This is a genomic window from Umezawaea tangerina (assembly GCF_003002815.1).
Lineage (GTDB): Bacteria > Actinomycetota > Actinomycetes > Mycobacteriales > Pseudonocardiaceae > Umezawaea > Umezawaea tangerina.
In genome coordinates this window covers 65,756-92,251 of sequence record NZ_PVTF01000015.1, presented here as the reverse complement: position 1 = coordinate 92,251, position 26,496 = coordinate 65,756, and the positions used below count along the sequence as shown (strand labels likewise).

Genomic DNA, 26,496 nt, shown 5'->3' with positions numbered 1-26,496 from the left:
GCCGCTCAGCGCACCACTTGGAGAGAACCGGTCATGGCTGTCAACTCGGGTAGTCCCAACGTCAACCCGAACGCCAACCCGTCGGTCAACACGAACCCCGCGCCGCCGCCACCGGCTCCGCCCACGGGGTTCGGGTCCGGACCGACGGGGAACTCCGGTTTCTCCCAGAGCGAGTCGACGATGTCGGGCCTGCAGGGCAAGGCGGGCGACATGCAGGCCCGGCTGAGCAGCATCTCCAGCGGGCTGCGCGGGCTCAACCTCGGCCCGACCGCGCTCGGCCCGATCGGGCTGTTCGCGGTGCCCGCGCTGAACAACTCCAACGACCACGCGGTGGCGCAGGCCGAGCGCGGCTCCAAGGCGTTCGGCGACGTCCAGCAGGGGTTGAAGGCCACCCAGCAGGTGACCGTCTCCACCGACACGAACAACGCCTCCGCCTTCCGCGGGATCGACCCGAACAACAGCTTCAAGAACGTGCCGGGGGCGGCCAACTCCATCGCCCCGCCGCCCAAGCAGGGCGGGGCGCAGGTCTCGCAGAAGCCCAACGTCCCCGGTGCGGCCGCCTCGGCACCGCCGCCCACCAAGACGGCGGGTGGACCGCCGGTCTCGCAGAAGCCGAACGTGCCGGGCGCCTCGGCGTCGGCACCCGCGCCCTCCCGCACGGCGGGCGGCCCCGCGGTGTCGACCGGGCCGAACGTGCCCGGCGCGGGCGCGAACACCGGTGCGCGCACCAACGCCGGCGGCCCCGGTGGTGCGAACGTCGGCAAGGCGCCCACGATCCCCGGCGGCGGGGTCACGACCCCCGGTGGCAAGGCCGGTGGTCTCGGCGGCGGGAACGTCGGTGCCGCGCCGACGATCCCCGGTGGCGCGAACACCGTGCCGGGTGGCAAGGCGGGCGGTCTCGGCGGCGGGAACATCGGCGCTGCGCCGACGATCCCCGGCGGTGCCAACACCACGCCCGGCAGCAAGGCGGGCGGCCTGGGCGGCAAGGGGATCGGTGCGACGCCCACGATCCCCGGTGGCGCCAACACCACCCCCGGCAGCAAGGCGGGCGGTCTCGGCGGCAAGGGCGTCGGTGCGACGCCGACGATCCCCGGTGGGGCGAACAGCGCGCCCGGCGGCAAGGGCGGCGGGGCCGTCGCGGGCGGCAAGCCCGGCGGCATCCCGAACATCCCCGGCGCGACCTCCACGCCCGGTGGTGGCGGCGGCAAGTCGGCCGTTCCCGGTGGGGGACCGGTCGGCACCTCGCCCACCGTCCCCGGCGGCAAGGGCGGCAGCGCCACCCTGCCGACCGGCGGCACCGGCGCGGGCCCGAAGAACATCTCCAGCGCGCTGAACCCCGGCCAGACCGGCCAGGCAGGCGGCGGACCGATGGCCCCCGGCGGCGGCGCGTCGCCCGGTGGCCAGTCGGCCGACCGGAGCAGCAAGTTCACCACCCCCGGCGCGTCGAAGGGCGCGTTCGAGGCCCCCAAGGCCCCCACGGGCAACGGCAGCATCTCCAAGGCGCCCGTCGCCAACCCGAGCGTGCCCACCTCCGCCGCTCCGGGCGGCGCGTCGATGCCGAAGCCGAGCACGACGCCACCGGTCTCCTCCGGGCTCGGCGGCGCGTCCTCGCCGACCGGACCGAAGCCGACCATGCCGTCCGTGCCGACCGCCTCGGCGGGCGTGCAGTCGCCGCCCGGCCTGACGTCCCCCGGATCGGCCTCCCCGAACGCGGGCGGCCAGCCCGGCGGTGCCCCGATGGCCCCCGGTGGCGGCGCGGCCGGTGCCGGTGGCCAGTTGACGGACCGGAGCAGCAAGTTCGGCGCGCCCGGCGGCGCGGCCAAGGGTGCGTTCGACATGCCCAAGAGCCCGACCGGTGACGGCACCATCTCCAAGGCGCCCGTCGGCACGCCGGGCAGCGTGCCCGGTCCCCGGCCCACTCCCACGCCACCGGTCTCCGCCTCGGCGGGTGGCGTCCAGACGCCGACCGCGCCGAAGACCGGCGGACCGGCCGGCTTCACCCCGCCCACCGCCACGCCCCCGGCCTCCGTGGGAGCCCCGCCGAGCACGTCGTCCCCGGTCGGCGCGCCCCCGGCGGCCCCCGGAACGCAGGCGGGCCCGCGTCCCGACGTGACCACGCCCGGATCCGCCGCCCCCACCACCGGTGCCCAGTCGGGCGCCCAGCCCGGCGGTGCCCCGATGGCCCCCGGTGGCGGCGCGGCCGCGCCCGGTGGCCAGTCGATCGACCGCAGCAGCAAGTTCAGCACGCCCGGCGCGTCCAAGGGCGCGTTCGACCTCGCCACCAGCCCCACCGGTGACGGCACCGTCTCCAAGGCCCCGGTCGACAAGCCCGGCGTCCCCGGCTCGCAGCCGGGCAGGCCCGGCACCACGCCACCCGTCTCGTCCGCGGCCCCGGCCGCCCCGACCCCGACCGCCCCGAAGCCCGGCGGCCTCGGCGGCTCCTTCGGCCCCCAGCCCGGCGCCACGCCACCGGTGTCCGCCCCCGGCGTCCAGACCCCGGCCGGATCCCAGCCCACCCCGACCCCTGGCTCCACCGCGCCTACGGGCAACCAGCCCGCCGCCACGCCGAAGCCCGGTGGTCTCGGCGGTGCGGTGGGTCCGCAGCCCGGTGCGACGCCATCGACCAGTTCCCAGCCCTCGGCACCTCCGGCGGGCACCGCACCCGGCTCGCAGTCTCCGTCCGCCCAGCCCGGCGCTCAGCCGGCCGCCCCGAAGCCGGGCGGCCTCGGCGGTGCGGTGGGCCCGCAGCCCAGCGCACCGTCGCCGGTCGGCGCCCAGCCGACGGGTACTCCCACGACCACCGCACCCGGCTCGTCGCCTGCCGCCCAGCCTCCCGGTGCCCAGCCCGCTGGTGCGCAGCCTGCGGGTGCTCAGCCTGCTGCCGCGCCGAAGCCGGGTGGTCTTGGTGGTGCGGTGGGTCCGCAGCCAGCCGCGGCTCCGCCGGTCAGCGCCCAACCGTCGCCCACCCCGGCGACCAACGCGCCTGCCGCCCAGACCCCGGCTGCCCAGACTCCTGCTGCCCAGGCTCCCGCAGCGCAGAACCCTGCCGCGCAGGCGGGTGCTCAGCCCGCTGCTACTCCGAAGCCGGGTGGCCTCGGTGGTGCGGTCGGTCCGCAGCCCGGTGTGACGCCTCCGGTGAACGTCCAGCCGTCGGCCGCCCCGGCGACCAACGCACCCGCTCCGGCCGCGCAGAACCCCGCCGCGCAGCCCGGTGCCCAGCCTGCGGGTGCTCAGCCTGCGGCCGCGCCGAAGCCGGGTGGCTTGGGTGGTGCGGTGGGCCCGCAGCCCAGTGCACCGTCGCCGGTCAGCGCCCAGCCATCGCCCGCTCCGACGGCCAACGCCCCGGCGCCGTCCGTCGAGTCGCCTAAGGCCGCCCCGTCCCCGGCGCCTGCCGCCCAGTCGCCTGCCGCGCAGGCCGCTGCTCAGCCGTCGGCCGCGCCGAAGCCGATCATCCCGCCGGTCAGCGCCCAGCCCGCCCCGGCCGTCAGCACGCCCTCGCCCGCGTCCCCGGCACCGGTCAGCGCCCAAGCGGCGCCCGCCCCGGTCGACACCCCGGCGCCGAAGGCTGCTCCGGCCGTCGCGTCGCCGTCGCCCGCACCCGCGGTCAACAGCCCCTCGCCGTCCGTCGAGACGCAGTCGCCGAAACCAGCGGCACCCCCGGCGTCGGTCAACACCCAGCCCGCCCCCGTCGACGCCCCAGCGCCGAAGGCGGCTCCTGCTCCGGTCACCACCCAGCCTTCCCCGGCCCCGGTGAACCCGCAGCCCGCCGCGACGGTCGAGTCGCAGGCCCCGAAGCCGGCACCCGCGGCGGCCACGCCACCTCCGGCAGCTCCGGCCCCGGCACCCGCCAACCCGGCTCCCGCACCCGCCGCGCCGGTCAGCACCCAGCCCGCGGCAGCACCCGCCCCGGCCCCGGCCAACCCCGCCCCGGCCAACCCCGCACCCGCGAACCCGGCGCCCGCCACCCAGCCCGCGCCCGCCGCGGCGACCAACGCCCCCGACACCCAGTCGCCGAAGCCCGCCCCGGCCCCGGCCACCCCCGTCGGCGCCCAGCCCGCCCCGGCGACCAACGTCCCCACCAACACCCCGGTCAACCCACCGGTCAACGCCCCGGCGGCCGCCACCACCCAGCCGTCCCCGAACACCCCACCGGTCGGCACCCAGCCCAACCCCAACACCGCGTCCCCCAACACCGCGTCCCCGAACCCCGGCGCCCAGCCCGCCCCGGCGCCGAAGCTGAGCGGCCCGTCGACCGCGGTCGACGACACCGCGCACCACCGCACCTCGGACCCGAACGCGGCGACCCCGCCGAACGCGCCGAAGTTCCTCCAGAACCTCCTGGGGTCGCACGCCGCGCCGAACCCGGCGGCCGGCGCGAACCCGCAGGTCATCCCGATGCTGGTGGTGACGCCGACCCCGAACACCACCACCAACCCCACGGCGACCCCGAACGCCAACCCGAACCCCAACGCGACGACGAACCCCGCGGCGAACCCGAACCCGAACCCGAACACGACGCCGAACGCGACCACGACCACCCCGGCACCCGGCCCGGTCCCGCCGCCCGGCCCGGCGCCGGTGCTGCCGTCGCGCGCCAACCTCCCGGCGTTCTTCCAGCAGAACCAGGCCCTCGGCACGATCGCGACCTCGGACGTCAACGGCGGGGCGCAGGTGACGGCGGCGGTGAACGGGCTGCTGCCGCCGCGCGCGGGGGTGACGCCGGTCGGTGTGGACAACATCGAGACCGCGCTCAACCAGAACTTCGAGTCGTTCCTCGACAACGGCCGCAAGTTCCCGATCAAGGTCGGCAACAACTGGTACGAGGCCACGGTCAAGGCGACCCTGGACCCGCCGGTCGACCCGAACGCCGCGGTCACGACGCCGGACCCGAAGACCAAGGTCGACATGACCGTGAACAGCGGCAACGCGACCGCTCACGCGGGCACGGTCGGCACGTCGGCCACGGTCGGCGTCGGCGGCGTGATCTCCGCGGGTGTCGGCCCGTACGGGTCGGCCGCGGTCAGCGTCCCGCTCGGCCGTCCGGTCGAGACCGCGAACACCGGCACGTCGACCACCGACCAGCGGGCCATCCGCTCCGGTGAGGGCTCGGTGGACGCCGTCGTCCCGGTGACCTACACCGTGTCGCTGACCGACGCGCAGAACCGGCCGGTCGGCGCTCCCGTCACGGTCACCTCGGCGCCCGGTGCCGACGTGGACGTGACGCTGCACATCCCCGACGACCTCTCCAACATCACGCCCCCCGCCGTGGCCCCGGCCCCGGTCGTCCCGGCCAACGGCTGGGGTGCGGCACTGGAGCACCCGGCTCCCGAGGCCGTGGTCGACCTCGACACCAACGCGGCGTTCGCCTCCATCTCGGCGCAGCTGCACCCGTCCATCACCCGGCTCGGCGCGCCCGGTCGCACCGCCCTGCAGAACTTCCTCGACCCCACCACCATCCGCGACAACCTCGGCCCCGCCCTCAACGGCTGGGTCGTGTCGCCGGACCTGGTCAGCCCGCACGGCAGCCGCGCGGGTGTGGTGCGGATGAAGGCGACGCCGGTCAGCGCCGAGCTGGTCGGCACCAACCCGTCCACGGTGCTGCGCCTGCACGAGTCGACCGCGACGAACACCGGTGTCGGCGCGTCCACCAAGAGCGGGTTCGACTTCAACGTCGGTGTCGGCGGCGGCGCGGTCGCGCCCAACCAGACGGGCGGCACCGCGGGTGTCACCGCGGGGTACTCGGCCAAGACGACGGAGTCGTCGAACGCGGGCACCAGCTCGTCGGTGAAGACCGGTGTCCAGATCAAGGGCGACACCGGTCTCTACAAGGTCACGATGAACCTGGAGATCCAGACCCCGCACGGGGCGACGATCACCGTGCCCGCCACCAGCTACATGCGCCTGGGCATGCCCGAGGCGAGCAGCGCGGGCCTGCAGGTGCCGGCCGGCACCTCGCCGAACCTGGCCACCCCGACGCCCACACCGCGCTTCGCCCCGCCGTACCTGGCCGCGGCCGCCGCGGCGGGCAACGTCAAGGTGGGCGAGTTCGCGCCAGCCAACCAGGTGCAGGGCCAGGTGGAGACCGCGCTGCGCGGCCTGCCGGGCTTCGGCAACTTCCTGCCCAGCTTCGCCGACCCGAACAGCAACCCGCGCGACATCGGCAAGAACGCCTCCGACCTGGCCGACCAGATGGCCAACCAGCGCAAGCTGACGACGGAGCTGTCGCCGACCGCGCTGAAGTCCCAGATGGACAGCCTGCTCGGGCCCGGTGTGCAGATCCAGCTGAAGAAGCAGGGCCTGGCGACCAACGAGTACGTCAACATCACGGTGAAGGCCAGGGTCACCAACCCGGTCCACCTCGGCCAGGCCGACGCCCGCAACGTCCGCGGCGCCGCGTCCACCGGCCCCAAGCTCGACAGCTCCACCACCACGCAGAAGGGCTGGAGCGCGGGCGTCGAGGGCAAGGTGGTCATCCCGTCGACCACCGGGAACACCAGCGCCAGCCCGGCGCCCACCGCGGGCGCGAAGTACAACAGCTCGACCTCGACCAAGAACGCCGCGGGACCGACGGTCAACAGCACCGCGCTGAACGTGGGCAGCCCGAACTCCCAGCTGTTCCAGCACGACGTCGCGTTCGACATCGAGGTCACGACGTTCACCCAGAACCGGTCGTGGGTCAAGCGGGTCACGCCGGGCTCGCCGTTCCTCAAGGTCCCCGAGCCCGCGACCGTCGCGAAGACCGGCACCACCGCGCAGCCCGCCCCCGCGGCCGCGGTGCGGTTGCCGGAGATCAGCGGCAAGGTCAACCTCTGGGTGTCCGACAGCTCGGCGATGAAGTCCGACCCGACCGTGTTCGCGCCGGGCGCGGCCACCGTGGCCGTGGCGCCGAACACCACCATCAGCACGATGCTCACCTCGCCGAAGCCCGCGGTCGAGCCGTGGCTGCACGTCGAGGCGGTCGCCAACACCGAGGCCGTGCGGGCCGAGGCCATCGCGGCGCTCAACCGGGCGGCCAACGGCGACTCGGCGCTGAGCGTGCCGGGCACCGACGCCCGCAACCGGATCGACAAGCTGTTCAGCCCGGAGAGCATCAAGGCCAACCTGCGCACCCTGGTCGACAAGGGCGTGACCGAGGGCGGCATGAAGTACGGCCGCCGCGTGACCGACCGCACCGGTGCCGTCGGCATGTCGGTGGCGCTGAACAGCCCGAAGCTGGTGTCCATCTCGGACGACACCGCCACGGAGAACGCCAGCACCGGCGGCTTCAAGGCGGGCGACAGCAAGACCGGCGCCCAGTCCGTGGACCTCACGGTGGGCATCAACACGCCCATGAAGCCCTCCAGCGGCGCCACCGGGTCGGGCGCGATCGGCGCCAGCGCGAAGTGGACGCCGTGGTCGAAGTCCTCGACCGAGGCGAACGAGATCGGCGGCAGCGTCGACCGCAACCGGGTCACCCCGGCTGGTGGCCGCACCGTGCTCGTGCAGCTCGACGCCGACATCACCGTGGTGGGGGAGAGCCGCTCGGGCAACACCCTCTACGGCGGCACGCCACGCAGCGCCGCCTCCGTCGTCACGCTGCCGGGCGGTGTGTTCGTCCGGGTCAGCGAGGACACCGCGCGCGGCATGGGCCTGCTGCCCCCGCTGCCCGCCCACACCACGCCCCCGATGGGCGCCATGAACCCGCCCTCGACGCTCAAGCCCGGTGAGCCCGGCGCGCTGGGCCTCGGCCTGGTCGAGAAGGTGCCGAACCTCTCGGGCCTGGTGCCCGAGCTGCGGACCAACCTCGGTGCCCTGGGCGCCGACCTGATGCCGCCGTCGGTCCTCAAGGACTCGATGAACAACCTCCAGCGCCTGACCGACCTCACGTCGGAGGCCAGCGTCAAGGCGTTGGTGGACAGCGCGCTCGACGGTGGTGTGCCGCTGCTGGTGCACGACCCCGGTGTGTTCGGCAAGGACACCTACCAGGTGACCCTCAAGGCCACCCTGGGCACGCCCAAGTTCGACGGCGTCGTCAACGACGGCGTCGACATGGAGCACACGACCACGGGCACCGCCAAGATCTCCCAGGGCCAGGGCAAGGGCACCGCCTGGGGCGTCGGGGTCAAGGTCCCCGGCACCGGTCTGCCCGCGACCGGCAACCCGAACATCTCCGGTTCCGCGGGTGCCGCCGTCGCCGCGAACATCGGCCAGGCGCACTCGAACTCGACCACCGACTCGACCACCGAGCAGGTCGGCCACCTGCACGCGGGCAGCGGCCCCGCCGTGAAGTACAACGTGCCGGTCACCTTCGAGCTGGTGGTGGAGAAGGGCGACCAGGTCGTCGGCCGGGCCACCAGCGGCCCGCCGCAGGACATGTCCGTGCGGGTGCTGGCGGACAACCAGAAGATCGCGGGTGCCACGCCCGCGAACACCACGGCGTTCGCCCCGACCGCCTCCCCGCGCCTGCCCACGCAGGGCAACCCGGCCGCCGCGAACTTCTGGCAGGCCAACCCCAGCCCGGCCAACCCGACGGCCGCGCCCGCCGTGCTGCCGCCGACCGCGTCGGTGGAGAACCTGCGCGGCGCGCAGGCGTTGCAGGACGCCGCGGTCGCCGCGCTGGCCGCCGCGGGCGCCAACCAGGGCATCACGGGCAAGGGCACCGGGTCGATGAACGCCCTGCAGTCGGGGTTGAGCTCGGAGTCGTTGCAGCCCAACCTGCCCGGCATGCTCAAGGGCGCGCTGGACGTTCCCGGTCTGCACGAGGCCGCGCTGACGGTGAGCCAGCACGCGAACGTGAAGGTGTACGCGAAGCTGGTCAACCCCAGGCTCGAAGGCCTGAGCGACGGCGTGAACCTGGAGAACCCCAAGACCACCGTCACCACCACGTCCAGCGAGTCCAAGCACACCGAGACCGGCGACTTCTCGATCGGCGCGGCCACCGGTGGCGTGACGTCGAAGAACCCCGACGTCGGCTTCTCCACCGGCGGCATCGAGGGCAAGCACGCCAGCGAGGACAGCGCGGCCACCTCCGGTGGCGCGACGAACAACAAGGTCGACAACCTCAAGCCGCAGGGCCGCTCCGGCCTGGTCACCTACGACGTCGAGTACCGGGTGGTCGCCGATCTCGGCGGCGGCCGGGTCGGCGTGGTCGACCTCGAGGTGCCCGGCGCCGCCCAGGTGCGCATGCCCGCGCCCGAGGTGGAGACCGCGCTCGGCAAGCCGCTGACGCCCGAGCTGGGCGCCGCGCAGACCGGCGTCAAGGACGCGGCCAAGGCCTGGCGCGACGCGGAGGTCGCCTCCGACACCGTCCGGCACACCACCGACGACACGATCAACCGGCTCGCTCCCGACCTGGCGGCGGCCAACACCGCCGTCGCCGACCGGCAGGGCGACGTCACCACGGCCGACGACAACGTCACCGCCGTCACCGACACGCTCCCCGGCCTGCGGAACGACGTGGACACCGCGGCGCGGGGCGTCGCGGACGCCAACACCGAGATCGACAACCAGGTCAAGGCGCAGAACGACGCGGCCGTCCGCGCGGACCTCGCCGCCGACGCCAAGGCCGCCGCGGACCAGGCCGTGGCCACGAACACCACCGCGGTGAACGACCTCACCGCCGAGGTCGACGACGCGCGTGCCAAGGTGGACGCGGCGAACGCCAAGGTCGACGCCGCCCAGGCCGCGCTCGACGTGCACCGGGCGACCCCGCCGCCCGCCCCGGTGGAGGGGCAGACCGCCCAGCCCGACGTCGTCGGCCCGAAGCTGGCCGACGACCTCGCGGACGCCAAGAGCGACCTGACCACCGAGCAGGGACGGCTCGACGGCCTCGACACCCGGTTGACCGAGGCGCAGGGCAAGCTGGACCAGGCCATGATCGACCAGGGCCTCGCCGTCGCCGAGGTGAACGCCGCGGCCGACGCCGTCGCGAAGGCCGACACCGACCACGCCAAGGCCGTGGCGGACCTCGACACCGCGCAGCGCGAGCTCGACGCCAGCAACGGCAGGCTGGACGCCGCGCGCAACGAGGCCCAGCGGCTGCAGGGCCTGCTCGACCAGGCCAACACCGACCTCGACACGGCGGTCGACGACCAGCGGGCCATCGCCGACGAGATCACCCGTGCCGAGCAGGACCTGGAGCAGGCCAGGAACGCCGCCGACGCCCGGCAGCAGGCGTGGTGGAACGCGAAGACCGCCGTCGACCAGCAGGTCGACGCCTTCAACGCCCCGCCCGCGCCCGCCGTCGCGACGCCACCGGTGGCCACCTCCTCGACGGCGCCGCCCGCGCCGCCGTCGGGTGACGTGCCGCCCGCGTCCACCACGACCCCGTCGCCGTCCACGGCTCCGGCACCCGCCCCGCGCGGCCCTTCGCCGGAGCGGTCGTTCGCCTTCGAACCGGGCAGCACGTCGCTGACCGGTCCGCAGTCCGCCGAGGTCGACGCGCTCGCCGCCGAGCTGAGCGAGTCCGTCGGCAAGCGAGCCGACCGCGGCTTCCTGCCGCCGGTGGTCGAGGTCTCGGGCGTGAACGCCCCGGAGGTCAAGGCCGCGCTGGACGCCAAGCTCGACGGTGCGGTCGACGTGAAGATCGCCGAGGGCGGCCGCCCCGACGGTGCCGACGTGAACGTCGACTGGGAGCTCAAGCGCCCCGAGGGCTACGTGCCGCCGGAGGCGCCGAAGTCGGTCAAGGTCACCGACACGGTCATCACCGCGAGTGGTCCCCAGGCCCCGCACCCGATCCTGTCCGACCAGTCGTGGCGGCACAGCGACGCGCCCAGCGCGGAGTGGTCGCGACCGAACAACCCGGTGTCCTCGCAGGACATCCGCGCCGCCCGCGATACCGCACCGGTCAGCACCGTGCGGTCCGAGGACGGCGGCCTGCTGAGCACCAGCACGGTCGCCCCCGGCAAGGTGGACCTGAAGGCCTGGCGCGGTCCGATCGCCTACGACAAGCGCACGCTCGACGTCGACGGCGTCAAGGTGCAGGACTACACCGTCAAGGTGTTCCTGGACCCGTCGACCAAGGCGACGCCCGCCCAGGTGGACGCGGTCAAGGCGCGCACGGTCGAGGGCGTCGAGGGCATGTTCAACCAGGGCCACCGGCTGCCCAGCGGTGACCAGCTGCACGTCACGGTCGAGTTCACGGCCAACCCCGCGGACGCCCACGGCCACATCGCCATCACCGAGCCCGACGGCCGGGCCAACCAGCTCAACTGGCCCGTGGACACCGACTCGCGGCGGCTCGCGCACGAGGTCGGTCACTTCCTTGGTCTGCAGGACGAGTACCACGAGACCGGCACCGCCAAGCCGATCTTCCAGCACCAGGACGGCAAGGGCCGCGTCGTCGCTGACAACGGCCCCATGACCGCGGGCATCGACTCGCCGACCATGGAGCTCAAGCCGCGCAACCTCTGGCTGATCGAGACCCGCGCCGACGCGCTGGCCTCGCCCAACGCCGCGCCGCCGTCGGCGCCGGTGTCGCCCTTGTCGCCGCCCAACGCGCCGCCGCCCGCCACGCAGCCGCCGGTCACCTCCGACCAGCAGACGGCGCTCGACGTGCAGGGCGCCTACGCCGACGCCGTCCCGGCCGTCGACACGCACACCAGCCTGGTCAACTCGATCGCGGCCACGCTGAACCCGGACTCCCCGGACAAGCAGCGGGCGACGGTGGACAAGGTCAACGCCGCGGCGACGTCGTCAGCGACGCTCGCCGAGGTGGCCGCGGCCGCCGACGTGCGGGTACACGTGCTGGGCGCGGACGGCAAGTTCACCTCGCACGGACCCGTCACCGGTGTCCCGGTGCACGTGGTCGAGAACGGCGTCCCCGGCGACGGCGCGCGCTACCACGCGACCAAGGAGAACGTCCACATCGGACGGCCAGGTGTGTCCTACCCCGGCCCGACCACGATCAGGCACGACGGCGTGCTCAAGACGGTCAACCGCGGCGAGTTCGAGATCGAGACGATCGCGGGCCGCCACCACGTCCGGATCTACACGGCGATCGTCAACCCCCAGACGATCACCCCGGACGCCACCGGCAAGCCGACGTCGCAGTACAAGGACATCCAGCAGGACCCCGCCACCGGCGACCTGACCTTCTCCACCGGCAAGGGCGACGGTCCGCTGTGGGCGGGCGCGGGACGTCCGCAGCGGGCGTTGCAGTGGCTGACGAAGTACGAGCACACCGACGGCGGCAAGCCGCTCGACAAGAACAAGCCGAACGCGGACATCAAGCGTCCCGTGCTCCGGTCGTTCCTGGTCCCGCTGGACACGTTCAACAAGATCACCACCGAGTCGAAGATCGAGGGCGTCCCCGGAGCGACCGCGAACGTCGACCAGCGCGGTGAGCCCAACCAGTTCGGCATCGGCGGCGACCACCTCACCGAGCTGGTCAAGAGCGCCGAGCCCGGCTCGCTGACCAGCTACCCGGCCAACCCGACGGCCGGGTTCGCCCACCAGGACCAGGCTGGCCGCGTCACGCCCCTCACCGAGATGAACGGCAAGATCGGCCTGAGCCCGGACTTCCGCAGCGACGCCGCGGGCAAGGCGTACGACCCCTGGTTCACCTGGGAGAAGCAGGCCGACGGCACGTGGAAGTTCGACGGCTTCCGCAACGACGCGCACGGGCTGCACGACATCGCCACCCGGCTGCGCGAGCACGACGTCACCTGGCAGCAGCTCAAGCAGGACCCCGCGAACCGCGTCGAGGACGCGCGGATCGAGCCCGACCACGAGTCCCTCCCCAACCCCCGCCCCGGCACGCAGGCCACCGGGCCGAAGGACCTCGGTTTCGACGCCCGCGTCCAGCGCCTCAACCAGTTCCTCAACGAGGTCGGGCCCGCGGCGGTCAACGTCGAGAGGATCACGAACGAGGTCCTGTCCACCGCCCCCGCCGCTCTGGACGTCCACCTCGCGGGCATCAGCACCCCGCCGCCCGTCGACGCCGCCGCCCTCCAGGACGCCCTGCACAACCAGGCCATCCCTGGCGCCGCGAAGGACGCGGCGAAGGCCATCGACGCCGCGATCAAGCAGATCAAGGGGCCGGTCGCGTCGAAGCAGGACCTGGAGAAGCTGGTCCGCGACGGGTTCAAGCCGAAGTCCGGACCCGTGCGGGGCTTCACCGACGAGGTCTCCACCGAGATCGCGGACAACTTCGCCGACAAGGTCAAGGCGCACCCGAGCCTCGCCCTGCTCGACGTCGCCAGCCGCGAGCGGATCGCCGACGGCCTGAAGGCCGACATGAAGGCGGCCGTCGAGGCGGAGCTCCGCAACCTCGCCCCTGAGCTGGACGGGAAGGACAAGGGCGGCAAGAAGGGCGGCTGGCTCAGCGGTCCCCGTGCCATCGCGTTCGCCGACCGGGTGACCGCGAACCTGGCCACCCGCACACCCACGCCGTTCGTGACGTCACCACCGCCCGCCATCGACCGCGCCCTGCTGTCGGACGTGGCGGCGAACAAGGTCCTCGCCCCCGTCGTCACCGGCGCGCTGGACGCCTTCACCTCCCAGGACCTAGTCAACACCAGCCCCGACGCCCTGAAGGCGGTGGTGTCCAACGGGGTGCTGCCCAAGCTGTCCGACGACATCAGGACCGCGCTGCGCGAGAACCCGGCGCTGGCGCTGGCCGACCAGTCCTTCCGCGACACCATGGCCGACAAGGTGGCGGGCAACGCCCACGCCCGCGCGGACATGGAACTGGCCAGGTTCACGTTCCAGCGGGTCGACCCGGCCGACGTCGACGCGCTCATGGCCAAGGTGCCGGAGATCGCCACGCAGGCGGAGATCGGCGCGCTCATCTCCGCCGACTCCGACCGCGTCGCGATGGACTTCAACACCAGGACCGAGGGCGCCGACCCGTTCCTCAACTCCTACCACCAGTGGAACGCCGAGCGCGGCCAGGTCTTCGCCGACCAGCAGGTGGCGGGTGCCGAGCTCAGCGAGAGCATCAACTCGCCCGACCGGGACCCGCACGCCGTCGTCGACCAGCTGATCACCCGGTTCGCCGAGCTGAACCCGAAGTTCGACGAGGTCGCCACCGCTCCGCAGCTCAAGCCCGGCCGCGCGCCCGGCGCGACCACCCCGTTCACCTTCTACGAGCACTCGCAGATGGTGCTGGGGCAGTACTTCAAGCTCACCGCCAACGAGAACGCGGACACCCGGCTCATCCCGGTCGACGCGCTGGCCAAGGCGATCCTGTTCCACGACATCGAGAAGAACAACGCCAAGAACCAGTTCGGCGACGGCCAGGGCAGGCACGACCGCGAGCCCGAGCACAAGCTCGCCGTCGAGATGATGGACCGCTACCGCGGCCTGTGGGGCGACCAGCGGAACCCGGACGCGGGAGCCAAGGAGTTCGCCGCCGCCAGGGCGATCGTGGACTCCGACCCGTTCGGCTTCTACCTGCGCAACAAGATCACCGCGGACGAGGCGTTCACGTTTATCCACGACCTCGCGGGCAAGATCGACAACACCAACCCGGACAACCCGGGGAAGCTGTTCGACGAGTTCCACCAGTACTACCAGGCGGACTTCTCGTCCTACACGCCCGACAGCACCTACGTCGACCGGGAGGGCGTCACCAGGAACGGCCCGAACGCCTTCACCGACCGGTTCCACAAGGGGCCCGACGGCATCGGGCTGACCGGCGACAAGCGGCACTTCGAGTACTCCGGGAACCACGAGGTGGCGCAGAAGATGCGCGACCTGGCCGCGATGTTCGCCGACCCGGCCACCGTGGCCGAGCACTACGCGCGCATCACCGGCCACGAGGTGACCCAGCCGAACGCGCCCGCCCGCGCGGACGTCGACTCCTACCCGCAGCCGCCCAGCGCGCCCGCCACCGAGCAGGTCGCCGTCCCCAAGGACGCCGACCCGGAGGTGGTGACGACCGAGGCCCGCCAGGTGATGGCGGACATCACCGGGAAGTACGGCATCGAGGTCGACTCCACCGCGAGCGCCACCGCCGTCAAGGAGAGCCACCCCGGTGCCACCCAGGCCAACCTGGACAAGGTCGCCGCCCGCAAGTGGGACCCCAAGGAGCTCAAGGGGCTCCAGGACGCCCTCACCCACTACGAGCCGATCCTCGGCGCGGCGCGGGAGGGCTCGACCCGCGCGGGCCACCCGCAGGAGCTGACCAACGTCGGCGCGGTCAGCCGCGCCATCAAGGGCACGTCGCCGTTCCTGCTGGCCACCGGCGAGTACATCGCCTCGCACAACACGTTCAACATCTACCCGATGGCCATGGTCGGCAACGCCTTCGGCGGCGGTGCCAAGGAGGTCGAGGCCACGGCGACCCACGAGCTGGCGCACGGCCTGCTCAAGTACGCTCTCCCGGAGTACACGACGAAGTTCGGCACCTGGGACGCCGAGGGCAAGCCGGTGCTCGCCGACGGCGCCGAGCCGCCGTACAAGAACACCAAGGACGCGGCCGAGGACTTCAAGGAGTCCATCAAGTCGCACCTCCTGGGCACCGCGAGCTTCGCCGAGACGGCGCCCAAGCACGCCGCCGCCATCGCCGACCTGGAGGCCCGGAACCCGAACGTCTTCCAGCGGCAGGGCGTCGAGCTGGCCGAGGTGAGGGCCAAGCGCATCGCCAAGGCCCTCGCCGCGGACCTGCCCGCGTTCAGCGCCGAGGTCGGCGCCTGGGCGCCCGACGGCAAGCCCAACTTCGCCGCCGAGCCGCCCATCACCAACTACGGCGCGACCAACCCGGACGAGGACCTGTCCGAGGCCGCGATGGTCTACTTCCTCGACCCCGACCGGTTGCGGGCGCAGGCGCCGCAGCGGTTCGCGTTCCTCGACGGCCTCGTGGCGGGCTGGAAGCCCGGCGGCTCCGCCGACCCGACCGTCGAGCCGCCCAATGCCCCGGCACCCTCCGCGGGCACGCCGTCGCCGTGGACGGCACCCCCGTCCGACGCCCCCGTCCGCCGGGGACCGGCACCGGAGCGGTCGTTCGCCTTCGCGCCGGGCAGCACCGCGCTGGGCGCCGAGCACTCCGCCGCGGTGGACTCCCTGGTCGGCGAGCTGAACGAGGCTGTCGCCACGCGCGCCCGCCTCGGCTACCTCCCGCCCGTGGTCGAGGTCTCGGGCGCGAACGCCCAGGCCGTCAAGGACGTCCTCACGGCTGAGCTGGGTGGTTCGGTCGAGGTCGGCATCGCCGAGGGCGGCCGTCCCGACGGTGCCGACGTGAAGGTCGACTGGGAGCTCAAGCGTCCTGAGGGTTTCGTGCCGCCGGAGGCGCCGAAGTCGGTGAAGGTGACCGACACGGTGATCACGTCGGAGGCTCCGCAGGCTCCGCATCCGATCCTGTCGGACGAGTCGTGGCGGCACAGCGACGTGCCGAGCGCGGAGTGGTCGCGGCCGAGCAACCCGGTGTCCTCGCAGGACATCCGGGCCGCCCGCGAGGGCGCCCCGGTCAGCACGGTCCGGTCGGAGGACGGTGGAGTGCTGACCAGCAGCACGGTCAGCCCCGGCAGCGTGGACCTGAAGGCGTGGCGCGGCCCGATCGCCTACGACAAGCGCACTCTCGACGTCGACGGCAAGGGCGTGCAGGACTACACCGTCAAGGTGTTCCTCGACCCCGCGGGCACCGCCTCGGCCGCCGAGGTCGACGCGGTCAAGGCGCGCACGGCCGAGGGCGTCGAGGCCATGTTCAACCAGGGCCACCGGCTGCCCGGCGGTGACCAGCTGCACGTCACGGTCGAGTTCACCGACAACCCCGCCGACGCCCACGGCCACATCACCCTCAAGGCCGAGGGCGGTCGGGCGAACCAGCTCACCTGGCCGGTCGACACCGACTCGCGGCGCCTCGCGCACGAGGTCGGGCACTTCCTGGGGCTGCAGGACGAGTACTTCGAGCGGAGCGCGGCCAAGCCGGTCTTCCAGCACCAGCCCGGCAAGGGCCGCGTGGTGGCGGACAACGGTCCGATGACCGCCGGGATCGACTCGCCGACCGTCGAGATCAAGCCGCGCAACCTGTGGCTGATCGAGAACCGCGCCAACGCGCTGGCGTCACCGCACGCCGCGCCGCCCGCGGTCTTCGAGTCCTCGGCGCTCCCGCCGTCCGCGCCGATGCGCGAGGTGTTCCGCAACTTGTTCCGGTCGACGCCCGCCCCGGCGGCGGACCCGAACGCGAACGGCCACCAGTTGGCGGACGTGACCCCCGCGCCCGCGGACGTGCTGCCCAACCGGACCCTCCCGGCGTTCTTCCAGGAGAGCAAGGCGCTCGGCACGGTCGCGGCGACCGACGTCAACGGCGGCGCCAAGGTCACCGCCGCGGTGAACGACCTGCTGCCCGCCCGCGCCGGGGTCACCCCGGTCGGCCTCGACAAGATCGGGACCGCGCTGGCGCAGAACTTCGAGTCGTTCCTGGACACGGGGCGCAAGTTCCAGGTCAAGGTCGGCGGCGACTGGTTCGAGGCGACCGTCAAGGCCACCATGACCACCCCGGTGGACGGGGACGCCGCCGTCAGCACGACGTCGCCCAAGACCAAGGTCGACATGACCGCGCAGAGCGGCAACGCCACCTCGGGCACGACCACCATCGCCACCTCGGGCGACGTCGGCCTCGGCGGCGTGATCTCCGCGGGCGTCGGCGCCTACGGCTCGGCGTCGGTCAAGGCACCGCTGGCCAGGCCCGCGGTGTCGGCCAACTCCGGCACGTCGACCACCGACCAGCGGGCCATCCGCTCCGGCGAGGGCTCGGTCGAGGCCGTCGTCCCGGTGACCTACACCGTCACGCTCACCGACGCCCGCGGCCACGTGGTCGGCGCACCGACCGCGGTCCGCACCGACGACGACGGCGCCGTGGACGTCACGCTGCACATCGCGGAGGACTTCCAGCAGGCAGGCGTGCCGCACCCCGGCCTGACCGAGAAGACGCCGCCGGACGGGTGGGGCGCCGCGCTGGAGCACCCCGCCCCGGAAGCGGTCGTCGACATCGACACCGACGCGGCGTTCGCCGCGGTCGCCAGTGATCTGCACACCTCCATCACCAAGCTGGGCGCGCCCGGCCGGGAGGCCCTGCGGACGTTCCTCGACCCCACCACCGTGCGCGACAACCTCGGCGCGGCGCTCCACGGCTGGGTCGTGTCGCCGGACCTGCTCAGCCCGCACGGCAGCCGCGCGGGCGTGGTCCGGATGAAGGCCACGCCGGTCACCGCGGAGCTGGTCAGCACCAACGCGTCCACGGTCCTGCGCCTGCACGAGTCCACCGCCACCACCACCGGCCTGTCGTCGACCACGAAGAGCGGCTTCGACGTCAACGTGGGCGTCGGCGGCGGCGCGGTCACGCCCAACGAGGTCGGCGGCACCGCCGGTGTCGTCGCGGGCTACTCCGCCAGGACGGCCGAGTCCTCCGCGTCCGGCACCAGCACCACGTCCAAGGCGGGCATCCAGGTCAAGGGCGACACGGGCCTCTACAAGGTCACGATGAACCTGGAGATCGAGACCCCGCACGGGACGACGATCACCGTGCCCGCCACCGGCTACCTGCGGGTCGGTCTGCCCGAGGCCGCGAGCGCGGGCCTGCCGGTGCCGCCCGGCACCAGGACCACCCTGGCCACCCCGACGCTCGCCCCGCGCTTCGTCCCGCCGTACCTCGCCTCGGCGGCGGCCGCGGGCAACGTCAAGGTCGGCGCGTTCGAGCCCGCCAACCGGGTGCAGGGCCAGGTCGAGGACGCCCTGCGCGGCCTGCCGGGCTTCGCGGGCTTCCTGCCGACCTTCGCCGACCCCACCAGCGACGCCCAGGGCATCGGCCGCAACGCCGCGGACCTGGCCGACCGGATGGCCAACCAGCGCAAGCTCGCGACGGAGCTGTCGCCGACCGCGCTCAAGTCCCAGATGGACAGCCTGCTGGGCGCCGGTGTGCAGATCCAGCTCAAGAAGCAGGGCCTGGCGACCAACGAGTACGTCAACATCACCGTCACGGCCAAGGTGACCAACCCGGTGCACCAGGGCCAGGCCGACGCCCGCAACGTGCGCGGCGCGTCCTCCACCGCGCCCAAGCTGGACAGCGCGACGACCACCCAGAAGGGCTGGAACGCGGGCGTCGAGGGCAAGGTCGTCATCCCCAGCACGTCCGGGGGCACGAAGGCCACCCCGACCCCGACGCTGGGCGCGAGGTACACCAGCTCGACGTCGACCAAGACCGCCGCCGGGCCCACCGTCAGCAGCACCGCGCTGAACGTGGGCAGCCCGAACGCCCAGCTGTTCGAGCACGACGTGGCCTTCGAGGTGAAGATCGAGACCTTCACCCGCAACAGGTCGTGGGTCAAGCGGGTCACGCCCGGCTCGCCGTTCCTCCAGGTGCCCGAGGTCCGCACGGTCGCGAGGACGGAGGACGCGACGGCGCCCGCGCCCGCGAACACGACGATCCTGCCGGAGATCAACGGCAAGGTGAACCTGTGGGTGTCCGACAGCTCGGCCATGACGGCCGACCCGACACCGTTCCTGCCGGGCGCCACGACCACCGCCGACGCGGTGAGCCCGCCCTCCATCCAGGGGCTGCTCACCACGCCGAAGCCCGCCGTCGACCCGTGGCTGCACGTCGAGGCGTTCACCGGCGCCGAGGCGCTGCGCGACGCGGCCATCGCCGCGCTGGACGACGCGGCGCACGGCGACACATCGCTCGGCCTGGCGGGCACCGACTCGCGCAACCGGGTGGACAAGCTGTTCGCCCCGGAGAGCATCAAGGCCAACCTGCGCACCCTGGTCGACAAGGGCATGACCGAGGGCGGCCTGAGGTACGGCCGCCGGGTCACCGACCGGACCGGCGCGCTCGGCATGTCGATCTCGCTGACCACGCCGACGCTGGTGTCCATCTCCGACGACACGGCCACCGAGAACGGCAGCACCGGCGGGTTCAAGGCGGGGGAGAGCGTCACCGGCTCGCGGTCGGTGGACGTCACCGCCGGTCTGAACACGCCGATGAAGCCCACCGACAAGGACGCCACCGGGTCGGGCGCGATCGGCGCCACGGCGAAGTGGACGCCGTGGTCGAAGTCCACGACCGAGGGCACCGAGATCGGCGGCAGCGTCGACCGCAACCGGGTCACCCCGGCGGGCGGCCGCACCGTGCTCGTGCGGTACGACGCCCAGGCCACGATCGTCGCGGAGAGCCGTTCGGGCAACACGCTCTACAAGGGCACGCCCGTGGTGGCGGGCAAGACCGTCACGCTGCCGGGCGGCGTGTTCGTCCGGGTGACCGAGGACGTCGCCCGTGGCATCGGCGCGCTGCCCCCGCTGGCGGACAAGCACGTCACGCCCGCGATGGGCACGATGGCCCCGCCCGCGACGCTGACCCAGGACGACTCGGGCTCGCTGGGCCTCGGCCTGGTGGAGAACGCCCCGGACCTGTCGGACCTGGTGCCGCGACTGCGGACCGAGCTCGGCGGGCTGGGGACGGACCTCATGCCCACGTCGGTGCTCAACGACTCGATGAACAACCTCCAGCGCCTCACCGACCTCACGTCGAACGCCGGCGTCAAGGCGCTCATGGACAGCGCGCTCGACGGCGGCGTGCCGCTGCTGGTGCACGACCCCGGTGTGTTCGGCAAGGACACCTACCAGGTGACCCTGCGGGCCACGGTCGCGGGCGCGCCGAAGTTCACCGGCGTCGTCAACGACGGCGTCGACATGGAGCACACCACCTCGGGCACCGGCAAGATCAGCCGCGGTGAGGGCAGGGGCACGGCCTGGGGTCTCGGCCTCAAGGTCCCCGGCACCGGTCTGCCCGCGACCGGCAACCCGAACATCTCCGGGTCCGCCGGTGTCGTCGCCAGCACCTCCGTCGGCCAGGCGGAGTCGCACTCCACGACGACCTCGACCACCGAGCAGGTCGGCCACCTGCGCGCGGGCAGCGGTCCCGCCGTGAAGTACAGCGTCCCGGTCGTGTTCGAGCTGGTGGTGGAGAAGGGGAACAGGGTCGTCGGCGCCGTCACCAGCGGCCCGGCGCAGGACGTGGACGTGCGGCTGCTCGCCGACAACCACAAGGTCGCCACGGGTACCGCGGCGGCGCCGACGGCGTTCGCACCGGCACCCGCGGTGGACGACGGCGCTACGCCGGCGACCGCGGAGGCCTGGCAGCGGAACGGCCGCGTGGACCTGCCGCCCACCGCGTCGGTCGAGAGCTTCCGGGGTGCCGCGCAGCTGCGGCAGGCCGCGGTGCTCGCGCTGACCACGGCCGGTGCGAACCAGGGCATCACGGGCAAGGGCACCGGGTCGATGAACGCCCTGCAGTCGGGGTTGAGCTCGGAGTCGTTGCAGCCCAACCTGCCCGGCATGCTCAAGGGCGCGCTGGACGTTCCCGGTCTGCACGAGGCCGCGCTGACGGTGAGCCAGCACGCGAACGTGAAGGTGTACGCGAAGCTGGTCAACCCGCGGCTCGAGGGCTTGAGCGACGGGGTCAACCTGGAGAACCCGAAGACCACCGTCACCACCACGTCCAGCGAGTCCAAGCGCACCGAGACCGGCGACGCCTCCCTCGGCGCGGCCAGCGGTGGCGTGTCCTCCAAGAAGCCCGACGTCGGCTTCTCCACCGGCGGCGTCGAGCTCCGGCACGCCGCCGAGGACAGCGCCGCGACCTCCGGCGGCGCGACGAACAACAAGGTCAACAACCTCAAGCCGGTCGGCCGGTCGGGCCTGGTGTCCTACGACGTCGAGTACCGGGTCGTCGCCGACCTCGGCGGCGGCCGGACCTCGGTGGTCAGGCTGGACGCGCCCGGCTCGGCGCAGGTCCGGATGCCGGTGGCCGAGGCCGAGACGGCGCTCGGCACGGCGCTGCCCGCCACCCTCGACACCGCGCAGACGCAGGTGAAGGACGCGGCCAAGGCCTGGCGCGACGCGGAGGTCGACTCCGACACCGTCCGGCACGCCACCGAGGTGACGCTCAACCGGCTCGCGCCGGTGGCGGCGGGGCTGGCCAAGGCCGCCGCGGTCCGCCAGGGCGAGCTGGCCGTCGCGACGAGGGTCGCGACCACCGCCGACACCAGGGTCACCACCCTGACCGGCCTGCGCGACACCGCCGTCGACACCGAGGCGGCCGTGCGCGCCGAGGTCGGCGACCTGGCGGCCGCGGTCGAGCAGCGGCAGCGGGACGCGCAGGCGGCCGACGCTGACCAGACGGCCACGGAGGCCGGGCGCCGCACCGCCGCCGACCGCCTCGCCGAGGCGACGACCGCGCACGCCGACGCCGAGGCCAGGCTGGCCGCGGCCGAGGCCGCCGCGGCGAAGGCGGACACCGACCTGGAGACCGCCCGGCGCAACGCCGCCCGGCTGGCCGAGGCGCGGGAAGCCGCCGTCGAGCGCCACGAGGCCGCGGCGGCCCGGCACCAGGCGGTGGTGGACGAGATGGCCGCCGCCGAGGCCGATCTCGAACAGGCGCGGACCGCCGTCGACACCAGCCAGCAGGCGTGGTGGCGGGCGAAGACCGCCGTCGACCACGGGATCGCGACCTACAACTCGGTGAACGCGGCCCCGCCCGCGCCCACCAGGCCCGTCCCGCCCCCGCCCGCCCCGACCCGTCCCGTTCCGCCTCCGCCCGCGCCCACCCGGTCGGTTCCGCTCCCGCCCGCCGCGCCGCCCGTGCCCGGCACGGCGGTCACCGCGGACGCGGAGTCGGCGCCCGCCGCGCCGCGACCCGCGGTGCCACGGGGTCCCGCGCCGGAGCGGTCGTTCGCCTTCGAGCCGGGCAGCACGTCGTTGACCGACGCGCAGTCCGCCGAGGTCGACGTGCTGGCCGCGGACCTGGTCGAGTCGGTCGCCAAGCGCGCCGACCGCGGCTTCCTGCCGCCGGTGGTCGAGGTCTCGGGCGTGAACGCCCCGGAGGTCAAGGCCGCGCTGGACGCCAGGCTCGACGGCGTCCTCGACGTGACGATCGCCGAGGGCGGCCGTCCCGACGGTGCCGACGTGACCGTCGACTGGGACCTCAAGCGCCCCGAGGGTTTCCTGCCGCCGGAGGCGCCGAAGTCGGTGAAGGTGACCGACACGGTGATCACGTCGGAGGCTCCGCAGGCTCCGCATCCGATCCTGTCGGACGAGTCGTGGCGGCACAGCGACGCGTCCAGCGCGGAGTGGTCGCGGCCGAGCAACCCGGTGTCCTCGCAGGACATCCGGGCGGCCCGAGCCACCGCGCCGATCAGCACCGTGCGGTCCGAGGACGGGGGAGTGCTGACCACCAGCACCGTCGCCCCCGGCAGCGTGGACCTCAAGGCGTGGCGCGGTCCGATCGCCTACGACAAGCGCACGCTCGACGTCGACGGCGTCAAGGTGCAGGACTACACCGTCAAGGTGCACCTGGACGCGACCGGTCCCGACGTGGACGCGCTGAAGGCCCGCACGCTGGAGGGGGTGGAGGCGCTGTTCAACCGGGGCCACCGCCTGCCCAGCGGCGAGCAGCTGCACGTCACGGTGGAGTTCACCGACAACCCGGCCGAGGCGCACGGCCACATCGCGGTCACCGGGGCGAACGGTCGGGCGAACCAGCTCAGCTGGCCGGTCGACACCGACTCGCGGCGGCTCGCGCACGAGGTCGGGCACTTCCTCGGGCTCCAGGACGAGTACGTGGAGCCCGGCCACGCCAAGCCGGTCTTCCAGCACCAGGACGGCAAGGGCCGGGTCGTCGCCGACAACGGCCCGATGACCGCGGGGATCGACTCGCCGACCATGGAGATCAAGCCGCGCAACCTCTGGCTGATCGAGACCAGGTCTCACGCGCTGGCCTCGCCGAACCTGCTGCCGCCGACCGCCTTCGAGTCGGACGTCGCACCGCCGAACGCCCCGGCCGTCACGTCGGTCGCGGACGCGGAGGCGCTGCTGGCCGACGCACGGCGGGCGGAGGCGCGGGCGCGCCAGGCGACCGTGCGGGCCGACCGCGAGGTCGACCACCGCGCGGAGGCGCTGTTCACCAGCCAGGACGACCAGCGCCGGCTGAAGCTGGCGGAGGAGTTCCAGACGGCGATCGAGGACCGCGCCACCGTCGTCGAGCACGCCCAGCGGCAGGCGGACGCGGTCCGGGAGGCCGCCGAGGTGCTCGCCGAGCAGCAGGCGGCCGCGGGTACCCCGCAGCCCGCCGTGGCGACGGCGTCCGCCGCCCCGGCACAGCCCGCCGCGACGCCCGGCCGTCCGGCCGACGTCCTCGACTGGGCCCGCCGGATGCCGCTGGTCGACCTGGCGATGACCGACCCCGAGGCCAGGATCCGCCAGGGCCAGAGCACGCACGAGCACGTGCGGCGGGTGCTGGAGGTCCTCGGCCGCCCGACGCCGCGTTCGCTGCCGGGCCTCGTCCGGGTCCTGCCCATGATCACCGAGGTGACCGCGCAGGGGCCGGAGGCCGCGACGAGGAACGACGCCATCGCGTTGGCCTCCGTCGTGGACAACGTGGCCAGGGACATGTCCGAGGCGTTCAACGACCCGCTGCTCAAGCCGGTGTTCGCCCGGAAGGTCATCGAGTCGCAGGCCGACCGGCTCCGCTGGGACGGCGAGGCGTCCTCGTCGATGTCCCCGGAGGCGGTGCGGCTCGCGAGCGCGCTGGTCTCCGACGACCCGCTGACCTCGTTCATGCGCGGGGACGTCGAGCTGCCCGCCGTGGCGGCCAGGGTCGAGGCGATCGCCGAGCGGGCCGGGCTGGACCCGCGGACGACGTTCGACCTGCTGCGCAGGCGCTACGAGGCCGAGATGCTGTCCTACACGCTGTCCGAGATCCACGAGGGCGAGCTGGACCGCGACGCGGACGCGAACGGCAACTTCGTCCTGGCCGACCTGCCGGGCGAGATCGCCCCCGGCTACTACCGGCGCGCGGTCGAGCTGCGCAAGACCACCTCGCAGCGCGTCTTCGACGCCTTCAAGCGGGACAAGCCGGGCGCGCCCGAGTGGAACAACAAGGACCTGGTCCTCACCAAGTCCGCGTCCGACCACCTGGACAGCCTGCGGGCGGCGCTGGCACCGGTGTCGGCGCCGCAGGCCGCCTGGGTGCCCCCGACGTCCGTCGCCGCGCCGGTGGTCGGGCACCCGGACGCGCCGGGGCCGCTGCCGTTCACGGCCGCCGACCTGGCCACCGGCCGCACCGGGCTGACCCCGTCCACGGCCACCACGTCGGTGCCGCTGCCGGGCTCGGACCACGCGGGGTCGTTGACCCAGCGCCAGTACGAGCACCTGCGCGACATCCGGACCAACCGGGTCGAGGGCGGTCGGGTCGACCCGGCGGCGGCGGCCCGCCGGGAGTCGGTGCGGCAGAACCTCGTCGAGAAGCTCGGGGTGCCCGACGCCGCCGCCGCCGAGCGGGTGCTCGCGGAGGCCGAGACCTGGTTCGCCACCGCGCCGATCACGATCTCGCTCAAGGGCGGGACCGTCTTCGGCACCGACCAGGGCGCCGCCGCGCTGGCGCAGGCGGACGCGCACTACCTGACGGCCGCGGAGATCGGCCTGCGGGTCGTCGACTCGTCGACGCTGGGGATGCTGCGGACCAAGCAGGCCGACGTCAACGCGCGCCGCGCCGAGGTCCAGCGGCTGCTGGGCGAGCTGGAGACGCGGGGCAGGACGGAGAACCCGTTCGACCGCAGCCAGGAGTTCCGGGAGCTCCAGTCCCAGCACCAGCGCGCCAAGACGATGCTGGCGGCCGCCGAGCTGGACGCGGCCAGGATGCCGAGGCAGGTCCGCTACCTGGAGGGGCTGCTCGCCGAGGACCCGGACTTCGCCTTCTGGACGCTGTCCAACGAGGTCAACGCCGCGCGTGGCGACAACTACACGCGGTGGCGCCGGGAGAAGGACGACATCGAGTCCGGCAGGCGCGGTTTCGGCCCGCACGAGGCGGCGGTGTTCGGCGCGGTCAACGTGAACTACGACCGGACGAAGGGCTTCGAGGGCAGCGACTACTACGGCGAGACCCACCTGCTGCTCGACCCGCGGGTGCGGCAGCGGTCCTACTACACCTTCGGCGCCAAGGGGCCCGAGCGCGGCAACGTCGTGGACCTGATGCACGACATGTTCGAGCAGGGGCGCACGGACTACGTCAACGGCATCGTGCAGAACGCCATGGGGCTGCCGGGGATGGTCCCGCAGACGAACCTGCTGCTGGAGACGCACGTCTACGGCGGTGTGGTGTTCGGCCGCGACGTGGCGGAGGTGTCGGTGCCCCGCACGGGGCTCGACCCGGCCGTGCGGGCGCGGATCGACGCCTTCGCCGCCGCGCACGGCATCACGGTGGTCGAGTCGGACCGGACCGCGTGGCCGGAGCGGACCAAGGAGGTCGACCGCACCGCCCTGCTCACCGCGCTGGCATCGCCAGCGGCAGCGGTCCCGCTAGCGGCGGTTCCGGCGGCAGCGGCCCCGGCGCCTGTGGTTCCGGCGCCTGTGGTCCCGGTGGTTGCGGCTCCCGCGGCGGTTCCGCCGCAGGTTGCCTTCGTCGCGTCTCCCGCGGTGCCGGTCGCGCCCCCGGTGCCGCCGGTGGTGAAGGACCACCACGGGCGGACCAGGGCCATCACGGGCGACCTGTTCCGGGTGTGACGTCCGGGGGCGCGGGCACGACCC

Annotated in this window: 1 protein-coding gene; it reads left to right on the top strand. The window is 73.7% G+C overall.

Annotation, left to right across the window (positions count from 1 at the left end; genetic code table 11):
• Positions 1–33 precede the first annotated feature (33 nt).
• On the top strand, positions 34–26,472 hold the full coding sequence (locus CLV43_RS38980; protein ID WP_146175089.1) for a hypothetical protein: 26,439 nt from the start codon (positions 34–36) through the stop codon (positions 26,470–26,472).
• Positions 26,473–26,496: the final 24 nt, after the last annotated feature.

Excerpts from the sequence above, each read along its gene's own strand:
- CLV43_RS38980 (WP_146175089.1), top strand. The coding sequence starts at position 34 with ATGGCTGTCAACTCGGGTAGTCCCAACGTCAACCCGAACGCCAACCCG.